The following is a 20108-nucleotide window of genomic DNA, read 5'->3' as shown; positions in this document are numbered from 1 at the left end:
ACAGTAACTCCGTGAGGATAATTATAGCTTCCCCAGTTGAATTATGGTACGCCAAATATGCTGCGCCTCGGCTGTGCGCAACAAAGTAATCTACGCTGCGCAGCCTCGCTCTTCCATTAACGTACCATAATTCAACTGGCTTTGCTATAAGTGATAGAATTGTACAAAATTATAACCAGTAGGTTATTCTATGTCTAAATTTGCTAAAGAATAGTATAGCTATGATCCAGCTTGTAATAATATAGCAGATTGCTGCTAACCAATATTGGTGTGGAATAGTAATTTCCAGTAATGGGTCGCGACATAAGGAAAGAAATATGGCTAATGGATTAAGCAAAATATAATCATGAAACCTTGATGGTATTGATTCAATTTTCCACATAATTGGTGTAGCATAAAAAACAACTTGGATAATACTAGCAATAATATTAGGAAAATCACGAAAACGGACACTAAAAATGGCTAGAATTATAGTTATTGGAAAGAGAAAAATGGAAGTGCATACGAATCCTGATAAAGCAACAAAAAGTGCGCCAATAGATATTTTTTGCATACAGATTAGATAGGTTACTACTATTACTGGTAAATTATGAACTAATATTATTATATTTTTAACAAATAAACTATTAATATAAGATAATTTAGGCAGGCTGAGTCCTATAAGATATCCTGTAGAGCTGATATAGATATTGCTGCCATCTGTAATACAGCTGGAAATATACAGCCAAAACAGCATTCCGGTAGCAAGATGAGGTAAATAATCTGGAAGGCTAGTTTTGAATAGCACTGACCAGATTATGCCAATAGTTGTGATATTAATTGCTAATGATAGAGTCAACCAAAATTGTCCAATACTGGAGCGAGCATATCTTTTTCGTATATCACTAATACCGATTAAGTAAAATATCCGCCAATATTTGAATGATCTGACAAAATCATCAAACGCTTTTTTGAGATTATTGTCAAAATTTTGTGTATGTTTATGGTTATTAGAAGAATTAGTAGAGTCAGTCATAAATCATTTGAAATAAAAATTAGTAATCTTAGTTGGTAACAAAATTTACTTAAAATTACTAGCGTAACTTTTTTTTATTATTTTTCGTGGCTGTGGAGGAATAACTTCAAATTGAAGATTTTTGTTAGTAGCAAAATGGACTGCTTCTTCTAAATTAGAAAATTTAATTCGCACTTCGTCCATCATATTTTTGGAAGTAGTGCGACCCATTATCGGTTCAATAAACTTATCTTCTTTGTTGGGGATGAATTCCAGTACCCATTCTGTTTGACTCTCACCAGATTGTGTGGCTGCTTTAGCCGGCTTGTAAATTCTTGCTTGCATAAATATCAATATAATGTTTATTATTAAATAAAAATATTTTAGTACATGACTACATTAAAATCCATTGAAAATATGACTTTCGAACAAGCTTTAGCAGAACTTGAAGAAATAGTCAAAAAAATTGATTCTGGGCAGCACGATCTTGAAGCGGCAATTAATAGTTTTGAGAGGGGTATATTGTTAAAAGATCATTGTGAGAAAAAATTAAACGAAGCTAAACTAAAAATCGAAAAAATTACCAAATCAGCGGATGGTAGTGTGGTTATTGAAGAGGTGGAATTGTAGAGAGTATTCAATAAACCATATGCGTCGTCAAGTTAGGGAAAAGAGACGATATGAGCAAGTACTACCACACCTCGTCATGCGAGACCATTTATGGTCGAAGCAATCCAGTATAGTTACTCGTTTTGCTAGATTGCCTCGGGCAAAGCCCTCGCAATCTGATATATCCCCACGAATTTGAAGTGGCTAAAAAACACTCCAAAAGCTCGTCATTGCTTCCATGTGCGTAAGCACATGACGAAGCAATCCAGAAAAAAATTATAACAGTGACACAGCTTTTACTGTGTTAATCTTTCTGGATTGCTTCGTCGTAACCTAAAGGTTACTTCTCGCAATGACGATATATAGCGCATTTCAGCACTTTCAAATTCGTGGGATATATCAACTCGTGATGACGAGGTGTGGTAGTGTACTGCTCATATCGCCTCTTTTCCTAACTTGACGCATATTTTATTGAACATTCTCAGCTCTACTTCTAGATATCAGTATAAGGTGGAGTTTTTATTAATTTAATAGATTCAGTAATAGTCTGTTTTATGAAATAGAATACGCTAATTAATATCGCTCCAATATCAATGAGAATAGCAGCTTTAATGATATCAGAACAAGCAGCAAACTTAGCTAATAAATCAGCAATAAAATTATATTCCATCGACATGAACTCCTTAAATCTAGATAAAATCTGGTACCGGGAGCTCAAAAAACATGGAACAACTCATGCCCCACTACCTTTAGCCGTAAGGCATTATTGTATAGTAGTGGGACTCCCGGCTTGAAGCTTAAGGGAGTGAGGCATAACGGTTTGAAATAAACCGGTTGTTCTTATGGTGTTTTTTGAAGCACCTTAGGAGCCTAACAATATAGCAGAATAATTGCTATAGTCAACAATTTGATTAACAACATCATCTATTCTGGAGTTTTGCATCAGCTCCTCTAATATATAAAGGCTCAAACGGTAGTAATTTCCGTTTATTTAGAGTTAAATCAATATATCTGCATAGATATATTGACTTAACTCTGCTGAATCTTGGCAAGATTGTAATATATGATAAATGCTTGATCTTGCTATATATACGCACTATACCACTACCAGCGCAAATTGTTCTGATTTGTTGTTGATGCAATAAGTTAATGACAGCTTCGTAATCTAATAATAGAGGGTTACTGCTAGAGTTATTATGATTATCAAATATCTGTACATATAGCTGACTACGGTAAGCATCAAGCAAGATGATGCTTTGTTGATAATTTTTGGCTTGTAGAGTTGCTCTAAAATTTGCTACCTCAAAATTACTAATAGCAGTACTTTTTATCTTACTATTAAATAAAATACCTTTTGCTGCTGCTAATCCTATTCTAATGCCGGTAAAACTTCCAGGCCCATTGGTAACTCCTAAATAATCAATATCACGATATCCAAGTTTTGAATATTCTAGGGCAGATTCAATCATGTTAATTAACCGTTCAGCTTGCATTGACGGTCTTAGCTCTTCGATATAAGCAAGAATTTTTTGCCCTTCTGAGATTGCTACCGTTGCGATGTTATTTGCAGTATCGAATGCTAGTATTTTCATCAAATCTCTTATATAATTAACGTGGATAAAATTTAAGATGAGAATATAAAAGATGCCAAGAATAATGCCAGGATTGATAATTAACCCAATTATTTTTAGAGCATATGATATACGTGGTGATGCTAAATTAGATGTAACCACTGATGCAGCTTATAAGATAGGTTTCTGTTTTACAAGAGAAAATATTACTGCTAATAATAGCGTGATTTGTGTAGGGAGAGATGGAAGACATAGTTCGGATGAGCTTTATCAAGCTTTAGTAGAAGGTATAATCACAGCTGGAGGTAAAGTAATATCAGTTGGCGTAGTGCCAACGCCAGCATTATATTTTGCTGACATAAAGTTCATGCCCGCGGCTAGTATTATGATTACCGGCTCTCATAATCAAAAAGATGATAATGGCTTTAAAATGGTTGTCCAGGGTAAATCTTTTTTTGGAGAGCAGATCCAGGATTTATTAAGTACGATAAATAACACCGATTGGGAGCAGTTATTACAGTCTACGTCCAGTTATGATGTGCAAGAAATAGATATATACGAGCAGTATATTACAGAAATCTTGGATCACTCCAATCTCAAAAGTAACTTAAAAATTGCTTGGGATCCTGGAAATGGAGCAGCTTGTAAAGCTATTAAATTACTACTTCGTCGGTTAACTAACGACAATGTCATAATTAATGGTGAAATCGATGGAGATTTTCCCAATCATCATCCTGATCCTACAGTCGCTGCAAATTTAACTCAATTAATTGAAGTTGTACAGAAGCAGGGGTGTGATTGCGGTATTGCCTTTGATGGTGATGCTGATCGCATTGGGATTGTAACGAGAACAGGAGGTATAGTATGGGGTGATCAGCTGCTATGTTTATTTGCTATAGATGTACTAGCACTAAATCCAGGAGCAACAATTATTATGGATGTCAAAACCAGCCAGGTAGTATTTGATCAGATACGATTACATGGTGGTAATCCACTAATGTGGAAAACCGGACACTCCTTTATTAAAAATAAAATGAGAGAAGTTGGAGCGTTACTTGCTGGCGAAATGAGTGGACATTTATTTTTTGCTGATAAATATTATGGTTATGATGATGCAATTTATGCGGCCATTCGTCTAATAGAATTATTATCAAAATCTTCTTATTCTTTAGATGAAATGCTTAGTCAATTGCCGCAAACTTATAATACTCCAGAGATTAGGATAAAAATTCCAAAAGCTATGAAATTTACTATTCTCGACAATATTAAAACACAGCTGATCAAAATGAGCATTAGTTTTAATGATGTTGATGGTTTGAGAGTAAATACTGATAATGGTTGGTGGTTAATGCGCGCATCGAATACAGAAGAAGCAATCATAATACGTTGTGAATCATGTAATAGTGAAGGGTTAATGGTTCTCAAAACTGAGGTAAAGGCAATGCTTGCTCCTTTTGGCATTCAGCTTTAATATAATTACCTCCATGCCTTGTTATCCTGGCACTTAATGTCATTCCTGACGCGCACAATATCATCCAGAACGTGCACAATGTTATCCCGAACTTGTTTCGGGATCTTATGAAGTCCTTCCTGAAATAAATTCAGGATGACATTGCGTGTTCGAAATGGCATTAAGCACTTAGTAAGCGCTGAGATGATATTGTGTGAAATGGATTATTAGCGCAGAAATAACCTGTTAATTCAATTCAAATTAAATATATGAACATGGTCGTCATAGTTTGCGGACCAACCGGTTGTGGCAAAACATATTTTGCGCATAAATTGGCTCAAAAATATCATGGAGAAATTATCTGCGCCGATTCGATGCAATTATACCAACAAATTCCAATTATTACCGCATCTCCAGCCGACAGTTTAAAGAAAGATCTACCATATTTATTATATAATTTTTTAGATATCAATGAAGAAAGTTATTCAGCAGTAAAATATGCTGAGATTGCAGCCCAAGTAATTAAAGAGGTAAATTCTAGAAATAAAATTCCTATAGTAGTTGGTGGGAGTGGCCTGTATATTAATACTTTAATCTTTGGCTATAGTAGCATACCAGCAATTTCTGAGATTATTAAATCAGAGGTTAAAATGTTGCATGAAGAGTATGGACAGGTAAAATTTTTTGAGGATCTTCAAAATTTAGACCCAATAGCTGCTAGTAAATTAAATATGCTGGATAAACAACGAACAATGCGTGCTTATGAAGTATATAAGCAAACAGGTCAGTCAATTATAACTTTTCAGAATAATACAGCTATAGCACCTCTAAATGGCTTGGTAATTAAGGTGATTTTATTAAATCCAGAACGGAATTTTTTAGTGTCTAGCTGTAATGTAAGATTACAACAAATGTTTGATCATGGTGCAGTAGCGGAAGTAGAGGCAATAAAACGGTTGATAAAAAATAAATCTAGCATTAAAGATTCTAGCATTAAAGCAGTGGGTGTGCAGGAAATTATTGAATATTTGGATGGCCAGATCACTTTAGCTGAAGCACTAAATCTTGCTCAGTGTCGAACCAGACAATATGCTAAGAGGCAAAGTACTTGGTTTAGACATCAAATGAAAGAAAAAATAATATTAGAATATAGTAGCAACAAAGAATTGGAGCAATTGCTTTTAAGAGAGGAGGTAGTTCAAATATTTGACTGACCTCATATGCTGTGAGCGTCACGAATTTTGAGAAAAATCGTCAAGCTTTGAGTGTTGTTTATGGTTTTAAGAAAAGATCGTCATAGATTTGGTTAAAAATCGAAGCAATCCAGTTTTTTTAGTAGCTCCTCTTGACGTAAGCTGATTTGGATCACCACGAGCCTAACGGCCTCCTAGTGATGACGCCTTGTATAGCTTTCTCCAGTTGGATTATGCTGCGTCTCAGCTGTGCGCAACAAAGTAATCTACCTAGCTCTTCCATTAACGTACCATAATCCAACTGGCTTTGCTATAGTGTGAATACTAAACCGTTCAAACTAAAAAACTCGTGAACGCTAACTATATGTTAGTGATCCAGAAACACTGACAAAAAAACCGATAAACGATTAAACATTTATCGGTTAACTTATCAAAGATAAAGAAAAAAATAATAGCTTATTTTTTTTCTTCAGTAGTTTCTTTTTCTTTTTCTGCTTCTACTTGTCCACCAGCTTGTGCTTGGTTAGCAGTAGCAGGCTTCTTTGATGCATCTGCTGGTGCAGTGCTAGCAAGAGCAGCGGTTGAGAAGGCTAGGGCTAGAAGAATTGTAATAATTTTGTGCATAAGATAAACCTCGTTGTTTTTGTAATGGCAATTATAATATAAAAAGCGAAATCTTCAAGTGAAAATATTGATCATTTGTCATTATTTTTATGATATTAAAAATTTCTTTACTTAAATACACTTAATTGTGCTTTTTATGTTTTTCAGTTTCGTGTTTATTATCTGGATGTTCAGATTTATGCTCAGGTTTTTCTTTGTGGTGCTCTGTATTCTCATGATGTTCTTTTTTGGTGTTGTCCTCATGTTTTTGGCCGTCTGTAGCAATGGCAACAGTTGAGAAAGCTAGAGCTAGAAAAATTGGAATAAGTTTATTCATAAAACTACCTATATATGTTTTGTAATACTGATTATATTATAAAAAACTTAAAGATAAATTTAATAATAAAAAGTTTAATAATTATTTTTTTATTTATGGCTTTTGTTTGACAGTAAGGAAGTTATAGACTGGGAATAACTTATGGACAAATATTTATAGAGCTAGAGAGTAGATGATTAGGAAAAGCAATGAGGGACAAACCTACTTGACCTTTTAATGATAGGAGATTTATCCTCACGAATTCCAATGCCTGCAACCTGCCCATTAATAATCCAACTTCCTATGGTAGGATAGTTTCCTTCAAAATTTGGTACATTAAACCACTCTTGGTAAATAAAATCCGAGGCAACTATAGATTTAGGCAATTCCATAGCTTCTATAGAGCGGCAGAAAAATACTCCATCTCCTTCTCGTCCTTCTTTTATCTTACTCACAAATGTGTTTTTTATCTTCTCTGGCGAAGAATAAGCAGGTAATAGATAGGGACAATCTGGAAACAACTCCCATAATATAGTTAGAATGTTCTTGTTCTGTAATATCATACGCCAAGCGGGCTCAAAGAGCGTTATATCTGATTCTAATAAATAAATAGCAAACTCATCTTTTACCATCCATTCCCAAGGGTATAATTTAAATAAATAAGCAATTTTAAATCCTTCTTCATCACAAAGCTGCTGTTTAAACCACTTCCTACGCAAAGTAATATTCTGTAACTCTAGTACTTTTACTTGTTTTGTCACTTGAAGAGCTGTATCGGCGAGATAAGTTAGCGTACCATAATCTTCTCTGTTATCTAAAAAACCACTAAAATGCACCAATGCTCCTGAAGGAATAAGCTCTTGCCACGCTTCAATGAGCTTTTCATGAATACTATTAAATTGATCTGCTTTAAATTTTAAGGACTGCAGCCACTCCCATTGAATAACACTTGCTTCAAATAACGCAGTAGGGGTATCAGCGTTGTACTCAAGCATTTTAGGAGGATTGGTACCATCATAAGCTAAATCAAACCTACCATATAAACTACGAGACTGTTTATTAGACCTCTTTCGAAACTGGACTAAATATGTTATAAAGTCGAATTTACTTAATTTAGAACTATATGAGATATAAAAATTTAAGCATTTTATCGGAAGAGCATTTTAGAAGATTAACAGGGGTAAGAAATAGTACATTTGAAAAGATGGTAGGGATTTTAAAGACAGAGAAACAAATAAATAGGAGGTACCAAGGTGGCAGAAGAGCTAGTCTTAGTATGGAAGACAGCCTATTAATGACACTTGAATATTTAAGGGAATACCGTACCTATTTTCATATAGCTAAGAATTATGGAGTTAGCGAAAGCAGTGCATTTAAAACAATTCGTTTTGTTGAAGACACTCTAATAAAACATCCGGATTTTGCTCTTCCAGGTAAGAAGGCTCTAGTTAAAAGCGGTATGGAGTATGAATTAGTTTTAATAGATGCTACAGAAAGCCCTATAGAGCGACCCCAAAAAAACAGAAATACTATTACTCAGGTAAAAAGAAAAGACATACGTTAAAGACTCAAATAGTAGTAGATAAGAAAAGCAAACGAGTCATATGCACTTCTTTTTCCAATGGTAAGCGTCATGATTTTAAATTATTTAAAGAATCAAGAACCCATATACTGCCTGAGGTTAAAGTGATTACTGATACTGGTTATCAAGGCTTACAGAAGATTCATACAAATTCTGAGCTACCAAAGAAAAAGAGTAAAAAGAATGCTTTAACTAAAGAAGATAAGAAAAATAATAGAAGTTTAGCAAGTGACAGAGTATTAAATGAAAATGTTATCGGTGATAAATTATGTTAAAGCGTTTTAAAATAATTGCATCGAAATAGACGCAAAAGATTTGGTCTTAGGTTCAATTTAATTGCTGGTTTATATAATTGGGAGCTTGGTAAATGAGTTTCGAAAGAGGTCTATTATAGCTTTGCTCAATAAGAGCTATAGATAGTGGTGAAAAACCAAAACCTTCATATCTCTTATTTTCAATTATAAATCTCACCGCTTTTTCACACAAACTATGTAAAACTTCTGTAGCCTGCTCTAATTGATCCACTTGTGTTAAAGACAAGTGATAATATGCTGACTCATCCCAATAAATTTCATTATCAATTGTATGAAAATAAAACCCTAAATTTTCAACTAAATCTTGCCATCCCTGCCTTGGATTTATCACTATGCGTTCCATTGCTTATCCACCGAAACTAAAGCCGTGTTTACCGAAACCTCCTGATCGTGGCTTCGTGCCCCACCATGATGATCCTCCGCTGCTCCACCATGATGATCTGTTGCTGCCCCACCATGATGATCTGCCCCACCAGCTTCTTTGCGATTTTTGTTCATATACAGGATATCCATCATCTGGTAAACTTACAGTGAAGCCTTTCATTGACGGTGCATATCCATCAAGCCACATCTCACATTGTTCATATTGTTGCTGACATTGCTCGAGGGTTGTAGGAGTTTTATCATAATCTTTATTCACTGCTTTAGCGTACGCGGTATCACATATGATCATGTTATAATCTTCTTTGCAATCAAGAACACCGTGATAAGCTTGTTTATCACAACTCGTCAAAAATATACTACATACAAGGTATAATGAAATATTTTTTGACCTTCTCATGGTTAATAGCTCATACATCCTGCATTTAAGATCCCCACTATCAAAGAGATAAAAGCTAAGAAAAGCGAACCAGCTATATTATTTTCAGTAACATTCTTTTTTAGTGCCGGAATAAATACACGTGCTAGAACATAAACCATCAATTGAATTGAAGCTGCTACTACGCCCCAAACTACTACTTCCTCAATAAACTGGCTATGTATGAGAATAGTAGCTAATGGTAAAACAAAACCAATAAGCGCACCACCAAAGCTAATTACTGCTGAGATATTATTCTCCTTTATCAGTTTAAAACTATTGTAAGGTGTTATCCCTTCATATAACCACGTGAAAAGGAGTGTTAATAATAGTGCGGTGCCGAAATAAGTAATAAAATTTATTATAATTACCATATAGATTAATTCATTATAGTGCTAATTCGAGATTATAAAGTAAAAATTTCATTGATCAATCATTTCTAGGTTACGCAAGAGGTCTAGTGCGAGTTTTAGATGGAGACAAAGCAGTTGTAGAATAAGCCATTAAAAGTTCTTAGAAAATTAACTCACAATCTGTTATAATGATTTGGTATAATACTGTTCTCCAATAGCTATCTCTTCACGATTATTAGCTCGTCGCCACTCATTGCTATCTCTTAAAGAATAAATACAACCACAATATTCCTGCTTATAAAAATTCTCCCGTTTGGCAATATTATACATATTACTACTACCATCATTTTTTCGCCAATTATAGGTCCAATATGTTATTCCATCATAATGAGAGGCAGCACGAAGTCCAGATTGATTAATCTGCTCCATGTCCTTCCACCGAGAAATCCCTAGCGAACTGGTAATGACTTTAAAATCATTTTCATAGGCATATAAAGCAGTGCGCTCAAAGCGCATATCAAAACACATAGAACAACGCTTGCCTCGTTCTGGTTCATATTCCATGCCTTTTGCTCTGGCAAACCAGTTTTGAACATCATAATCAGCATCTATGAACTGTATGCCCATCTTTTCAGCAAATCTGATATTCTCTTGCTTACGTATTTCATATTCCTTCTTAGGATGAATATTAGGATTATAAAAAAAGATAGTTAATGCAATACCAGCCTCAATTACTTTCTCCATTGGTTCTCCAGAACAAGGAGCGCAACATGAGTGCATTAATATCTTCTTTTCACCATTTGGTACCTGAAATGTCATTATGTTAAAGCTCTATATTCTCGTGGCAAATTCTTGGATTCTCCATGGTCTAATGTAATCTCTTCAGCTAAATTCTTTCTATAAGTCTCTTTATAAAACTTTAGTACTATTAAAGAAATCACTGCAAGAACCATCAAATAATATGATAAGGCATATTTATCCTTGGTATATTCCACTAATATCACACCCACCATTGGTGCTGAACCACCAAATATTGCTGCACTCAGATTATATGATAAGGCAACACCAGTGAAACGTACTCTGGTTGGAAAAAGCTCTACTAATAAGGTTGGAATTGGACCCATATATATAGCTATTATTCCAGCAAATAGGATTTGTGATAATACCGCCAAAGTATAATCCATTGACCCAAGTAGCTTGAATATTGGATACACTAACAATATCATCAATAATATTCCAGTAAGCAAAACTGGTTTACGCCCAATTTTATCGGAAACAAAAGCAGAAATCGGAAAAACTATGATCATAGTAGTTAAAATTATTCCACACACCATTGAACTCTGAGTGCGAGTATAACCTAGAGTCTGCATAAAATTCTCAATAAATACCGTAGCGGTATAAAAAGGAGCTGTTACCGTAATATAAATCCCTATTGCTACTAATAATTGAGTTCGATATTTAGTCACGATTTCACGCAAAGGATATCTTGCTAAATTACCATTCTCTTTTGCTGCGCTATATAATGGGCTCTCAGACAAATTTTTCCTGATATATAAACCTATTCCACCAATGAACAAACCAGCTACAAAAGGTAATCGCCATCCCCAAGCAAATAATGCTTCCTGAGACATAAAATATGAAAAAGCATTTGCAGTTATCACACCTAACAACATTCCAATACACATACTAGCAAAAGCTGCACTACCAGCAAGTCCACGATGTTTTATACTGGCATGTTCCACTATATAGGCTATACAGCCACTAAATTCTCCTCCTAGTGCAAAACCCTGAATCAACCTAATAATAACCAAAATTATTGGTGCCGCCAGTCCTATGGTCGCATAGCTTGGCAGCAATCCTATGCCTGCAGTAGGAATTGCCATAGTTAATATGCCAATTACTAAAGCAATCCGCCTACCGAATTTATCGCCAATACTACCGAATAACACGCCACCTAACGGCCGGACAATAAACCCAGAAGCAAATACTGCAAATGTCAGTATTTCCTTAATCTCGGAATCAGGAAAAAAATGCTGGGCTATAATAGGTGCAAACTGAGCATATAATGCATAATCATACCACTCCAGGGCATTACCAATCATTCCAGATATTATAATTTTCTTCATCTACAACACCTCATTTAATACTATTTATGAAGTTGATCAAATATACACCATTTTTAATATCATAATTCTTAACTCGTGCAATAAATTTTTACAGAATCTAGATTAAATTAAGAAAATGGTTTATAATGTAGCTGAATATAGCAAAGATTTCAGAAATGACTTATAACATTAGTCATCTAGGTATATCCGAGCACACAATGCTCTCGAACACATAATGTCATCCCGAACTTGTTTCGGGATTTTATGAACTCCTGATGAGATCCCGAAACAAGTTCGGGATGACTGTTCTTTGTTCGAGATAACTACGTTACGTTTAAGGTACAACCTTACCTTAAAATTTGACTATCATCACCTAACTGATCGGCGCTATAACACTATAAATATTAAATATAATATCTCATTCAATGTTTAACCACCTTATACTCTTATTAAAAAAACACTATACTAAAAGCAATAAATTATTATTGCTTTTAGTAGTAATGGCTATCGTTTTATCAATTTTTACATATAGCACGATTACCAAAGAAACAAATGTATTGGGACCTGATCCAAGCAAAGTTATAGGATTAATTTTAGTTGATCTAATAATTTTCTTAGCTCTAGGTATTGTCTTATCATATAAAATCTTTAAACATTCTGCCAACAAATCTACCAGTAATACTTCTAAATTACAAAACCGAATCATTGTCGCTTTCAGTCTAGTGGCTGCTGTTCCTACGATAATTGTTTCGGTATTTTCAGCGTATTTTTTTAATTTTGGCCTACAAATATGGTTTGATAAAAAAATATCTACAGTACTGGATCAATCAATTAGCGTTGCTGAATCATATCTTGTAGAACATACTATACGCTTAAAGGAAAGTGCAGCAGCATCTGCAGATGACCTTAGTGAAATGTATTATGATTTGATTCACAACCCGACTTATTTTGCCAAAGCCTTAAATGCTGAAGCTGAAATGCGTTCTTTAGACGAAGCGATAGTGTTTCAAAAAACTACTAATACCATTCTGGCTCAAACTTCATTAAGCTTTTCCTTAAGTTTTACTACCATACCAATGCATCTAATTGAAAAGGCTGACCGCGGTGAAATAGTTGAAATTACTTCTGATCCCACTAAAATTAGAATGTTGATAAAACTACGAGAATATAATGATACTTATTTATTAGTTGGCAGAATTATCGACAGCAAAATTATCGACCATATTGATAAAACCAATGGTGCAGCTAGCAGTTATTACCAGCTTAAAACCCATATCTCCAGTATGCAGATCAAATTTTCTATGATCTTTATTTTTATAGCATTATTACTATTATTAGCTGCAATAAGTTGGGGCGCAATTTTTGCCGGTCAAATAGTTAGCCCTATCCATAAATTGGTAATCGCGACAGAGAAAGTAAAAGATGGAGACTTAACTATTCAAGTGCCGGAAGGAAATTTAAATAATGACGAGATTAAGGTTTTATCTTCTGCATTCAATAGAATGATTCAACAGATTAACCGTCAGCAACGAGATCTATTAATTGCCCAACGAGCTCTTGCATGGTCAGACGTAGCACGTAGAGTAGCTCATGAAATAAAGAACCCTCTCACTCCAATACAACTTTCAGCAGAAAGGCTATTTAAAAAATTTCGTCATGAAGTTTCAGATCAAACTGCATTCGACCGATACATAAACACTATTACCCGTCATATCAATGATATTAAAAAAATTGTTTCTGAGTTTGTAAATTTTGCCCGATTGCCATTACCTACCTTTACCAAGTGTGAATTAGTGTCCTTAATAAAAGATATGGTTGATTCAAGAAAATCAATTAACGATAAAATTACTTACAAATTATCCAGCAGTGAAAAAGCAATAAATTTCGTTGGTGATATCACGCAACTTCATCAAATTATGCTTAACTTGCTAAAAAACGCCGAAGAAGCTACAGAAAAAATAGCCCAGCAAATAATTGACGTTTCTATAACCCAAACTACTGATTTAGTATATGTTATTGTTGCAGATAATGGCCCTGGATTCACTCCGGAATTGCTAAACTGCGCTACAGAAGCTTACATTACCAACAGAGCAAAAGGCACAGGTCTAGGGCTTGCTATAGTTAAAAAAATTACTCAAGACCATTTCGGCTCACTGGAAATAAGCAATGCTCCACAAGGCGGAGCTTTAATAAAGTTAACATTTAACTTAACTGAATTAAAATCTAAGTTACAACATAGATTACAAAATATTAATTTTTAACTTTTTTGTAAAGAAAAAAGGCTAATGTGGCAAAAATACAGTAAAAATTGTTGCTTTATTTTTTATGAATAGCTACTCTGTACAGTAGTTAAAGCGATGAATTCATTTTAGCTTCTTTAATAAGAGATCTTGAATAGATCCTAAAAGCTTTTTGGAATTACTAAAATTTGGCTTGAAAGTAGACTTTTAAGACAAATTCTAAGTCAGTTCGTAATGAATCTGTATTTGGCTAAGTAATAACCATTCTTTATACACATTATATAATATAGGTAATTTATTATGTCTTTAGATGTTCTTATAATTGATGATGAGGCTGATATTCGTGACCTGATTTCAGATATTTTAAAAGATGAAGGGTTTAATTCAAGAGTAGCTGCAAATAGTACTCAAACCTTTAAATTAATTTCTGAAAAAGTCCCTTCTGCAATAATTCTTGATATATGGTTACAAGGAAGTGATTTAGATGGTCTTGGCATTTTAGAAATTATCAAAAAACGCTATCCATTAATGCCAGTAGTGGTTATTAGCGGACACGGTACCATAGAAACAGCAGTTAGTGCAATTAAAATGGGAGCTTATGACTATCTAGAAAAACCATTTACCCATGATCGATTGATGATTGTATTAAAAAGAGCTTGTGAAGCTGCGAAACTAAAACGTGAAAACTTAGATCTAAAGTCAAAAGTAGTAGATAAAACAGAATTAGTAGGAGCTTCCTCTTCTACGGTCAAACTTAAATCTGATATTGAGAAAGTAGCTCCCACCTCTGGTAGAGTAATGATTCATGGTGAAATGGGTAGTGGTAAAGAATTAGCAGCGCGTTTAATTCATAAAAAATCCAAAAAAGCTCATGGTCCATTTATTGTATTTAGCCCTACTTGTATGTCTACAGATAAAATGCAGCAAGAATTATTTGGAGAACCTGAACGCCAAGATACTAATAGTGTTTTTACCAAACGCCTTAGCGTGCTGGAAGCTGCTAATAATGGTACTCTCTATATTGATGAGGTTGGTGACTTGGCAATGCCTATCCAAATAAAACTACTAAAATTTTTACAAGATCAAATATTTGAAAAACCTGCAACTGGCAAAAGCGTGAAAGTAGATATAAGGTTTATTACCGCTACGACCAAAAATTTACAAAATGAAATTAATCAAGGTCGCTTTAGACAGGATTTATATTATCGTTTAAATGTAGTGCCGATTAAAGTACCTTCTTTATCAGAAAGAAAAGATGATATTCCTTTGTTAGTAAAATATTTTGTAAAGCAGCTGGCCAAATTCTCAGGACTTAAGGAACGTGAATTTTCTGAAGATACTATGGCTGCGCTACAGGCTTATAGTTGGTCAGGTAATGTTCGTCAATTAAGAAATGTGATAGAATGGACTTTGATCATGAATCCTGTCTCTGTTGGTGGTTACGAAATAATCAAACCAGATATGCTACCATCAGATATTTTAAATCACGGGGTAACTATAACCAAGCCCGACAATAATCTTGATATGATGTCTATGCCTCTTAGAGAAGCCCGAGAAGTATTTGAGAGACAATATTTATCAGCCCAGATGAGTCGTTTTAATAACAATATTTCTAAAACCTCATCGTTTGTAGGTATGGAGCGTTCGGCATTACATCGTAAATTAAAGCTACTTAGTATACATACAGCTAGTGCAAAAATGAGAGATGAAGAATATCAAGAAGAACAATTATGAGAGAGTTACGCAATTATTATAGCAGTGACTACAATTTGCTTTTTAAAAAATATGCAAGTTTATCACAAATTATTTTTGGTGTCTTGGCATTAGCTGCTAGTAGTCAATTGAGCATTCCCCTAAAGCCAGTGCCGATTACTTTTCTTACAATGATGGTAAGCATGATTGGACTAGTATATAAACCATATCTTGCTTTCGCTACAGTTGGTATTTATCTAATTTGCGGCATATGTGGGTTACCAGTGTTTAGCAAGTATAACTATGGAATAGAATATGTAATGGGAGCTACCGGTGGATATTTGGTGGGGTGTATGATTACAGCTCCTATCATTAGTATAATAAAAAATAGACCTCTTTTGAAACTCTACTTCTGTGGTCAATTTGTGCGCCGATGCAGTGCTCAAATCCGAAACAAACTTAGAGTGCGCTCCGGTTTTGAATATCCTCTCTCCTACAAATTTACTCACATAAGCGAGTCTAATATATCACAAAAATTTTGGCCTGTCGCATTTTGCTGTTTTATTGGACATATTATAATTTATTTTTTTGGTATTACCTGGCTTAGCCAATTTATGAGTCTTAATAATGCAATATATAATGGGTTTATTGTATTCATTCCTAGCGGTATAGTAAAAATAGTAATATTTTCATATTTATTCTCTTATACTAAAAGTAAAGCTCAAATATGAAAATATTAGTTATTTTACTACTGCTTTTTTCTGGATGCTCAGAACAATCTAGAAATAGTGATGGGTTATTGACCGATGCTCAAAGTAATAAAGTAAAAGAATTTATCGTTAATAACCGTAACAATAAATTAGAACCTGATATAAAAAAAGAATTTGGTTCAAATCTTAGAGGTCTAAAGCTTACAGGAGTGAATCTTTCTGGTTTAGATCTATCAGGTATAGATCTGAGTTTTTGTCAGATGTCACGTATTAATTTCTCAGCAACAACCTTTAAAGATGTAATTTTAGAAAAGTCAATAATTCAAGATAGTGATTTCTCTAATACTATCATTAATAATATAAATGCTAGATATGCAGATTTTCAAGCTTCTATCTTTGAGAAAGCAACTATAAAAAATGTTGATTTTTTTAATAGCAATTTTGAAGAAGCTGATTTTACCGGAACAACACTAGATCAAGTCAATTTTACAAAATCTAACTTGATAGCTACAATTTTTGAACAAAGTAATATTAATAATAGTAATTTTCAACAAAGTAATTTGGGACAAGGTGAATTCAAAAAAGCACAAATTACTGAATCAGTTTTTTATGGTACAGATTTAAGTAATGTACAGGCAAATAGTATCAAGATCCAAAATTGTTATTTTGAATCTGCTGATTTAACGAATGCTAATTTTACTTTAGCCACATTAACCGATTCTAATTTTTCTCACTCACTTTTCGATGAAATTAAACTTATAGAGGCTCAAATAAATAATTGCGCTTTTTTATTTACTTCTTTTCAGCATGCTCATTTTATTAAAACACTTATTACCCAGTGCAATCTACAAAATGCAGACTTAAGTAATGTAAATTTTGAACAAGCGAAAATTACGGACAGTAATTTACAAAATACAAACCTAAATGGAGCTACCGTGTCAGCTGTAAATATCAAAAAGGTTAATGCTACCAGCAGCAACCTTCATACAGCCGGAATTACCAATACTACCATAGAAGATTCTAATCTTCAGAATATCATGCTAAATAATACTACCATTAATAATCTAACAATTATTAACTCTGATCTGACCGGAGGAACGTTTATTAATTCATCAGTTGATAAATCTCAATTTAAGCAGTCAAAGCTTAATAAGATATTCAGTAAAGCTACAAATTTAACTAAAGTAAAATTTACTTCAAGTAATATCACTCAATCAGCTTTTACAGACTCTAATCTACAAGAAGTAACATTCGATTCTTCGCAAATAGTCAATTCACAAGTTAATAATGTTAGAGGGACTAAAATCAATCTGATTAATTCTACTGCAACCAAAACGTTAATATTAAACACAGAAGGCTTTGAACAATTTCAATCAGATACCAATATTTTATCTTTAAAAGATTTACAAAATGTCAGTAATTTATCTAATATGAATTTTCAAGAATTATCTTTGGCAAATTTGACTTTTAAACCGCAAATAAATTTTGCTAATACTATATTTAAACAAACAGACTTATCTAAAAGCAAAATGCAAAGCTGTATATTTGATTACGCTGATTTAACTGGAGCTAATTTAACTGACGCAGATTTAAGTGGTTCAAGATTTACCAGCAGCAATTTTAAATCTACTATACTATATCGTACAAAATTTGATTATGCTGATTTAACTAATTTAGATTTTAGTAATAGTTTGATCGATACTATATCTTTAGTTAATACAAAACTTGATGGTACCGTTGGGATTGTAAAACCTTAATAAGAGATAGAGATTATGAACGTTTACTTAAATCTTAAGCTGAGTAAGAATTTAGTAGATTTTCTCTGGTTTTCAAGCTTTGAGCCGGGATGACATCTAGGGACATTTAAAAATCGTGAACAACGCACAATTAATCCCAACCAAATTCACTAAACTTAATTCCCTGTAGGCTATGTTCTATAGCAACCTTAACATAAGGTATCATATTATCTGGTAGATCATTTATGTTAAAAAATTTCAATTCTTTACATTTTGTAGGTTCTAAGTTTTGAATTTTATTTTGCCATTTTGTAACTTTCATAAAGTAATCTATTACTTCCTGATTTGGTGTTTTGCGGTGCATGACATAGGTAATTTCAAGATCAGCACGTTTTATGTCAATGCCTGCTTCTTCTTTAGCTTCTCTTATCATTGCTGTAGTTACTGATTCATTGCCGTCAACGTGGCCTGATATCACACTATACATACCATCACCAAATCCGGTGTTTTGTCTTAAATATAATAGCAAATTATCATTATTGATTACTAAAAGATGCACAGATACAATGCTTTAAACCTTTCTATTGGTTTCATTTTATATATATCCTGAAATATAATACCAATTGCAATAATTAACGCGGTGGCCTAAAATGGATTTTTAACGGATAAAAGGTACTCAAATAGCTAAGTTAATATTGCCGCTAGGTTTTCATGATCATGATTTTATAAAAATGATGAAACATGAGCCGCATGGTCGGAATCGCATACGTTTATTGGCGATGTATCACCTTCAATTAGGCAAATCTTTTAAAGCCATATCTGCAATAGTGAAGTTGCACTGGAAAACCGTGCAATCATGGCTCAGAAGATTTAGAAATCATGGTTTTGAAGGTTTATTTGAATCACAAAGAAGCGGCGCTCCTAGGAAGATTAACACTCTACAAGAATCTGCTCTTTTTGATAAAATCAATATGCTCAGTGAAAGTGAAACTGGCGGGTATATAACCGCAAAGGAGCTACATAACATGTTGCTTGAGGAATATGGCGCTAAATGCGCTTTAAAAACAGTCTACAATACTATGCATCGCCTTGGTTTTAGCTGGATTACTTCTCGTTCAATGCATCCAAAGTCAAATCAAGAGACTCAAAATACATATAAAAAAACTTCCCAGACATGTTAACAGAATTATTACCAAAAAATATCGATAGATGTAACGTTGATATATGGTCTCAGGATGAAACTCGAGTTGGGCAACAAGGTAGCTTAACTCGTATATGGGCTAAACGCGGCACTAGACCCCGTAAAGTTCGGCAACAGCAATTCATTTCAACATACATTTACGGAGCTGCTTGCCATGATACGGGAGAATCTTTTGCATTAATTTTACCATATGCCAACACACGGGCAATGAATAAATTCTTAGAAGACCTTTCTCTCACTACTCAAAGCAACCGACATATAGCTTTACTAATGGATAATGCAGGTTGGCACACAGCCAAAAAACTAACTGTTCCAAGCAATATCACTTTGATACCGCTTCCGCCTTATGCACCAGAACTTAATGCAATGGAACAAGTTTGGGAGTGGATCAAAAATCATTTCTTGTCTAACCAATGTTACGGTGCATATGAAGATATTGTCACTATGGCTTGTTACGCTTGGAATCAACTTGCTCAGAATGTAGATTTAGTAAAATCAATTATGTATAGAGACTGGATAAATACACCGTGTTAATTATTGCAATCGGTATAAATTATCTAGTCGCTATAACATCGAATCCACCTAAAATAAGGGTGTTCAATGAACTGTGTCAATTAAATAAAGTAAGGCTAGTATGAGC

General features: G+C 33.9%; 21 protein-coding genes and 2 pseudogenes. 10 read left to right on the top strand and 13 right to left on the bottom strand.

The features are described from left to right. Nucleotides 1–169: 169 nt before the first annotated feature. Nucleotides 170–1015, bottom strand: a complete 846-nt coding sequence (locus tag R2I74_RS03970) for an ABC transporter permease (RefSeq protein ID WP_316354087.1) — start codon at nt 1013–1015, stop codon at nt 170–172. Nucleotides 1016–1060: 45 nt separating this feature from the next. Next, nucleotides 1061–1339 (bottom strand): NADH dehydrogenase ubiquinone Fe-S protein 4, encoded by a 279-nt coding sequence (locus tag R2I74_RS03965; RefSeq protein WP_316354085.1) that lies wholly within the window; start codon nt 1337–1339, stop codon nt 1061–1063. A 45-nt stretch (nt 1340–1384) separates the two neighbouring features. Between R2I74_RS03965 and R2I74_RS03960 the strand changes: the two genes are divergently transcribed. Then, nucleotides 1385–1624 carry an exodeoxyribonuclease VII small subunit gene (locus R2I74_RS03960; RefSeq protein WP_316354084.1) on the top strand — a complete coding sequence of 80 codons (240 nt, stop codon included), beginning with the start codon at nt 1385–1387 and terminating at the stop codon, nt 1622–1624. A gap of 472 nt (nt 1625–2096) precedes the next feature. On the opposite strand, the gene R2I74_RS03955 is transcribed toward R2I74_RS03960, so the two are convergent. Together R2I74_RS03955 and tsaB are read right to left on the bottom strand one after the other, a co-directional pair. Next, nucleotides 2097–2273, bottom strand: a complete 177-nt coding sequence (locus R2I74_RS03955) for a hypothetical protein (RefSeq protein ID WP_316354083.1) — start codon at nt 2271–2273, stop codon at nt 2097–2099. A 250-nt stretch (nt 2274–2523) separates the two neighbouring features. Continuing rightward, nucleotides 2524–3195 (bottom strand): tRNA (adenosine(37)-N6)-threonylcarbamoyltransferase complex dimerization subunit type 1 TsaB, encoded by a 672-nt coding sequence (gene tsaB / locus R2I74_RS03950; protein WP_316354082.1) that lies wholly within the window; start codon nt 3193–3195, stop codon nt 2524–2526. 73 nt (nt 3196–3268) lie between these two features. Between tsaB and R2I74_RS03945 the strand changes: the two genes are divergently transcribed. Continuing rightward, on the top strand, nt 3269–4645 hold the full coding sequence (locus R2I74_RS03945; RefSeq protein ID WP_394355853.1) for a phosphomannomutase/phosphoglucomutase: 1377 nt from the start codon (nt 3269–3271) through the stop codon (nt 4643–4645). A 248-nt stretch (nt 4646–4893) separates the two neighbouring features. Beyond that, a complete protein-coding gene (gene miaA, locus R2I74_RS03940; protein ID WP_316354080.1) occupies nt 4894–5838 on the top strand; it encodes a tRNA (adenosine(37)-N6)-dimethylallyltransferase MiaA in 945 nt (314 codons plus the stop codon). 435 nt (nt 5839–6273) lie between these two features. Here miaA and R2I74_RS03935 read toward each other — a convergent pair whose 3' ends face one another. The 3 genes from R2I74_RS03935 to R2I74_RS03925 form a co-directional block, all read right to left on the bottom strand. Next, complete coding sequence (locus tag R2I74_RS03935; RefSeq protein WP_316354079.1) at nt 6274–6441, bottom strand: hypothetical protein; 168 nt, start codon at nt 6439–6441, stop codon at nt 6274–6276. A 121-nt stretch (nt 6442–6562) separates the two neighbouring features. After that, nucleotides 6563–6757, bottom strand: coding sequence for a hypothetical protein (locus R2I74_RS03930; RefSeq protein WP_316354078.1), 195 nt, complete (start codon nt 6755–6757; stop codon nt 6563–6565). A 176-nt stretch (nt 6758–6933) separates the two neighbouring features. After that, entirely contained in the window at nt 6934–7830 is an 897-nt protein-coding gene (locus R2I74_RS03925; protein ID WP_394355852.1) for a glutathionylspermidine synthase family protein, read from the bottom strand. A gap of 29 nt (nt 7831–7859) precedes the next feature. On the opposite strand from R2I74_RS03925, the pseudogene R2I74_RS03920 reads away from it, so the two are divergent. Continuing rightward, nucleotides 7860–8689, top strand: a pseudogene (locus tag R2I74_RS03920) (IS5 family transposase). On the opposite strand, the gene R2I74_RS03915 reads toward R2I74_RS03920, so the two are convergent. From R2I74_RS03915 to R2I74_RS03895, 5 genes and pseudogenes are all read right to left on the bottom strand, one after another. Continuing rightward, nucleotides 8646–8975 (bottom strand): glutathionylspermidine synthase family protein, encoded by a 330-nt coding sequence (locus tag R2I74_RS03915; protein ID WP_316354077.1) that lies wholly within the window; start codon nt 8973–8975, stop codon nt 8646–8648. The pseudogene R2I74_RS03920 and the gene R2I74_RS03915 overlap by 44 nt on opposite strands. After that, nucleotides 8963–9130, bottom strand: a complete 168-nt coding sequence (locus R2I74_RS03910; protein ID WP_316354076.1) for a hypothetical protein — start codon at nt 9128–9130, stop codon at nt 8963–8965. The genes R2I74_RS03915 and R2I74_RS03910 overlap by 13 nt, the downstream gene beginning before the upstream one ends. A gap of 285 nt (nt 9131–9415) precedes the next feature. After that, nucleotides 9416–9805 carry a DUF350 domain-containing protein gene (locus tag R2I74_RS03905; RefSeq protein ID WP_316354075.1) on the bottom strand — a complete coding sequence of 130 codons (390 nt, stop codon included), beginning with the start codon at nt 9803–9805 and terminating at the stop codon, nt 9416–9418. Between the two features lie 162 nt (nt 9806–9967). After that, nucleotides 9968–10603, bottom strand: coding sequence for an epoxyqueuosine reductase QueH (locus R2I74_RS03900; RefSeq protein ID WP_316354074.1), 636 nt, complete (start codon nt 10601–10603; stop codon nt 9968–9970). A 68-nt stretch (nt 10604–10671) separates the two neighbouring features. Beyond that, a pseudogene (locus R2I74_RS03895) lies at nt 10672–11910 on the bottom strand (MFS transporter); the annotation flags it as partial. A gap of 404 nt (nt 11911–12314) precedes the next feature. On the opposite strand from R2I74_RS03895, the gene R2I74_RS03890 reads away from it, so the two are divergent. From R2I74_RS03890 to R2I74_RS03875, 4 genes are all read left to right on the top strand, one after another. Next, nucleotides 12315–14150 carry a sensor histidine kinase NtrY-like gene (locus R2I74_RS03890; protein ID WP_316354073.1) on the top strand — a complete coding sequence of 612 codons (1836 nt, stop codon included), beginning with the start codon at nt 12315–12317 and terminating at the stop codon, nt 14148–14150. A 276-nt stretch (nt 14151–14426) separates the two neighbouring features. After that, nucleotides 14427–15863 carry a nitrogen assimilation response regulator NtrX gene (gene ntrX / locus R2I74_RS03885; RefSeq protein ID WP_316355282.1) on the top strand — a complete coding sequence of 479 codons (1437 nt, stop codon included), beginning with the start codon at nt 14427–14429 and terminating at the stop codon, nt 15861–15863. Next, entirely contained in the window at nt 15860–16552 is a 693-nt protein-coding gene (locus R2I74_RS03880; protein WP_316354072.1) for a biotin transporter BioY, read from the top strand. The genes ntrX and R2I74_RS03880 overlap by 4 nt, the downstream gene beginning before the upstream one ends. Next, nucleotides 16549–18288, top strand: coding sequence for a pentapeptide repeat-containing protein (locus R2I74_RS03875; protein ID WP_316354070.1), 1740 nt, complete (start codon nt 16549–16551; stop codon nt 18286–18288). Before R2I74_RS03880 ends, R2I74_RS03875 begins: the two co-directional genes overlap by 4 nt. A gap of 130 nt (nt 18289–18418) precedes the next feature. Here the strand turns inward: R2I74_RS03875 and R2I74_RS03870 are convergent, their stop codons facing one another. Next, nucleotides 18419–18826, bottom strand: a complete 408-nt coding sequence (locus R2I74_RS03870; protein ID WP_316354069.1) for an NUDIX hydrolase — start codon at nt 18824–18826, stop codon at nt 18419–18421. Nucleotides 18827–18962: 136 nt separating this feature from the next. Between R2I74_RS03870 and R2I74_RS03865 the strand changes: the two genes are divergently transcribed. Both R2I74_RS03865 and R2I74_RS03860 read left to right on the top strand, forming a co-directional pair. After that, nucleotides 18963–19448 carry a helix-turn-helix domain-containing protein gene (locus R2I74_RS03865; RefSeq protein WP_316353080.1) on the top strand — a complete coding sequence of 162 codons (486 nt, stop codon included), beginning with the start codon at nt 18963–18965 and terminating at the stop codon, nt 19446–19448. After that, on the top strand, nt 19442–20002 hold the full coding sequence (locus tag R2I74_RS03860; protein WP_316353004.1) for an IS630 family transposase: 561 nt from the start codon (nt 19442–19444) through the stop codon (nt 20000–20002). The genes R2I74_RS03865 and R2I74_RS03860 overlap by 7 nt, the downstream gene beginning before the upstream one ends. Nucleotides 20003–20108 lie beyond the last annotated feature (106 nt).

The organism is Candidatus Trichorickettsia mobilis (genome assembly GCF_963422225.1).
GTDB lineage: Bacteria > Pseudomonadota > Alphaproteobacteria > Rickettsiales > Rickettsiaceae > Trichorickettsia > Trichorickettsia mobilis_B.
Note: the sequence above shows the minus strand (reverse complement) of the source record. Positions and strands in the feature narration are given on the sequence as shown.

Bases quoted from the DNA above. Each gene is read 5' to 3' on its own strand.
- R2I74_RS03970 (WP_316354087.1), bottom strand. From the start codon at position 1,015: ATGACTGACTCTACTAATTCTTCTAATAACCATAAACATACACAAAAT.
- R2I74_RS03965 (WP_316354085.1), bottom strand. From the start codon at position 1,339: ATGCAAGCAAGAATTTACAAGCCGGCTAAAGCAGCCACACAATCTGGT.
- R2I74_RS03960 (WP_316354084.1), top strand. From the start codon at position 1,385: ATGACTACATTAAAATCCATTGAAAATATGACTTTCGAACAAGCTTTA.
- R2I74_RS03955 (WP_316354083.1), bottom strand. From the start codon at position 2,273: ATGGAATATAATTTTATTGCTGATTTATTAGCTAAGTTTGCTGCTTGT.
- tsaB (WP_316354082.1), bottom strand. From the start codon at position 3,195: ATGAAAATACTAGCATTCGATACTGCAAATAACATCGCAACGGTAGCA.
- miaA (WP_316354080.1), top strand. From the start codon at position 4,894: ATGAACATGGTCGTCATAGTTTGCGGACCAACCGGTTGTGGCAAAACA.
- R2I74_RS03935 (WP_316354079.1), bottom strand. From the start codon at position 6,441: ATGCACAAAATTATTACAATTCTTCTAGCCCTAGCCTTCTCAACCGCT.
- R2I74_RS03930 (WP_316354078.1), bottom strand. From the start codon at position 6,757: ATGAATAAACTTATTCCAATTTTTCTAGCTCTAGCTTTCTCAACTGTT.
- R2I74_RS03915 (WP_316354077.1), bottom strand. From the start codon at position 8,975: ATGGAACGCATAGTGATAAATCCAAGGCAGGGATGGCAAGATTTAGTT.
- R2I74_RS03910 (WP_316354076.1), bottom strand. From the start codon at position 9,130: ATGAACAAAAATCGCAAAGAAGCTGGTGGGGCAGATCATCATGGTGGG.
- R2I74_RS03905 (WP_316354075.1), bottom strand. From the start codon at position 9,805: ATGGTAATTATAATAAATTTTATTACTTATTTCGGCACCGCACTATTA.
- R2I74_RS03900 (WP_316354074.1), bottom strand. From the start codon at position 10,603: ATGACATTTCAGGTACCAAATGGTGAAAAGAAGATATTAATGCACTCA.
- R2I74_RS03890 (WP_316354073.1), top strand. From the start codon at position 12,315: ATGTTTAACCACCTTATACTCTTATTAAAAAAACACTATACTAAAAGC.
- R2I74_RS03880 (WP_316354072.1), top strand. From the start codon at position 15,860: ATGAGAGAGTTACGCAATTATTATAGCAGTGACTACAATTTGCTTTTT.
- R2I74_RS03875 (WP_316354070.1), top strand. From the start codon at position 16,549: ATGAAAATATTAGTTATTTTACTACTGCTTTTTTCTGGATGCTCAGAA.
- R2I74_RS03860 (WP_316353004.1), top strand. From the start codon at position 19,442: ATGTTAACAGAATTATTACCAAAAAATATCGATAGATGTAACGTTGAT.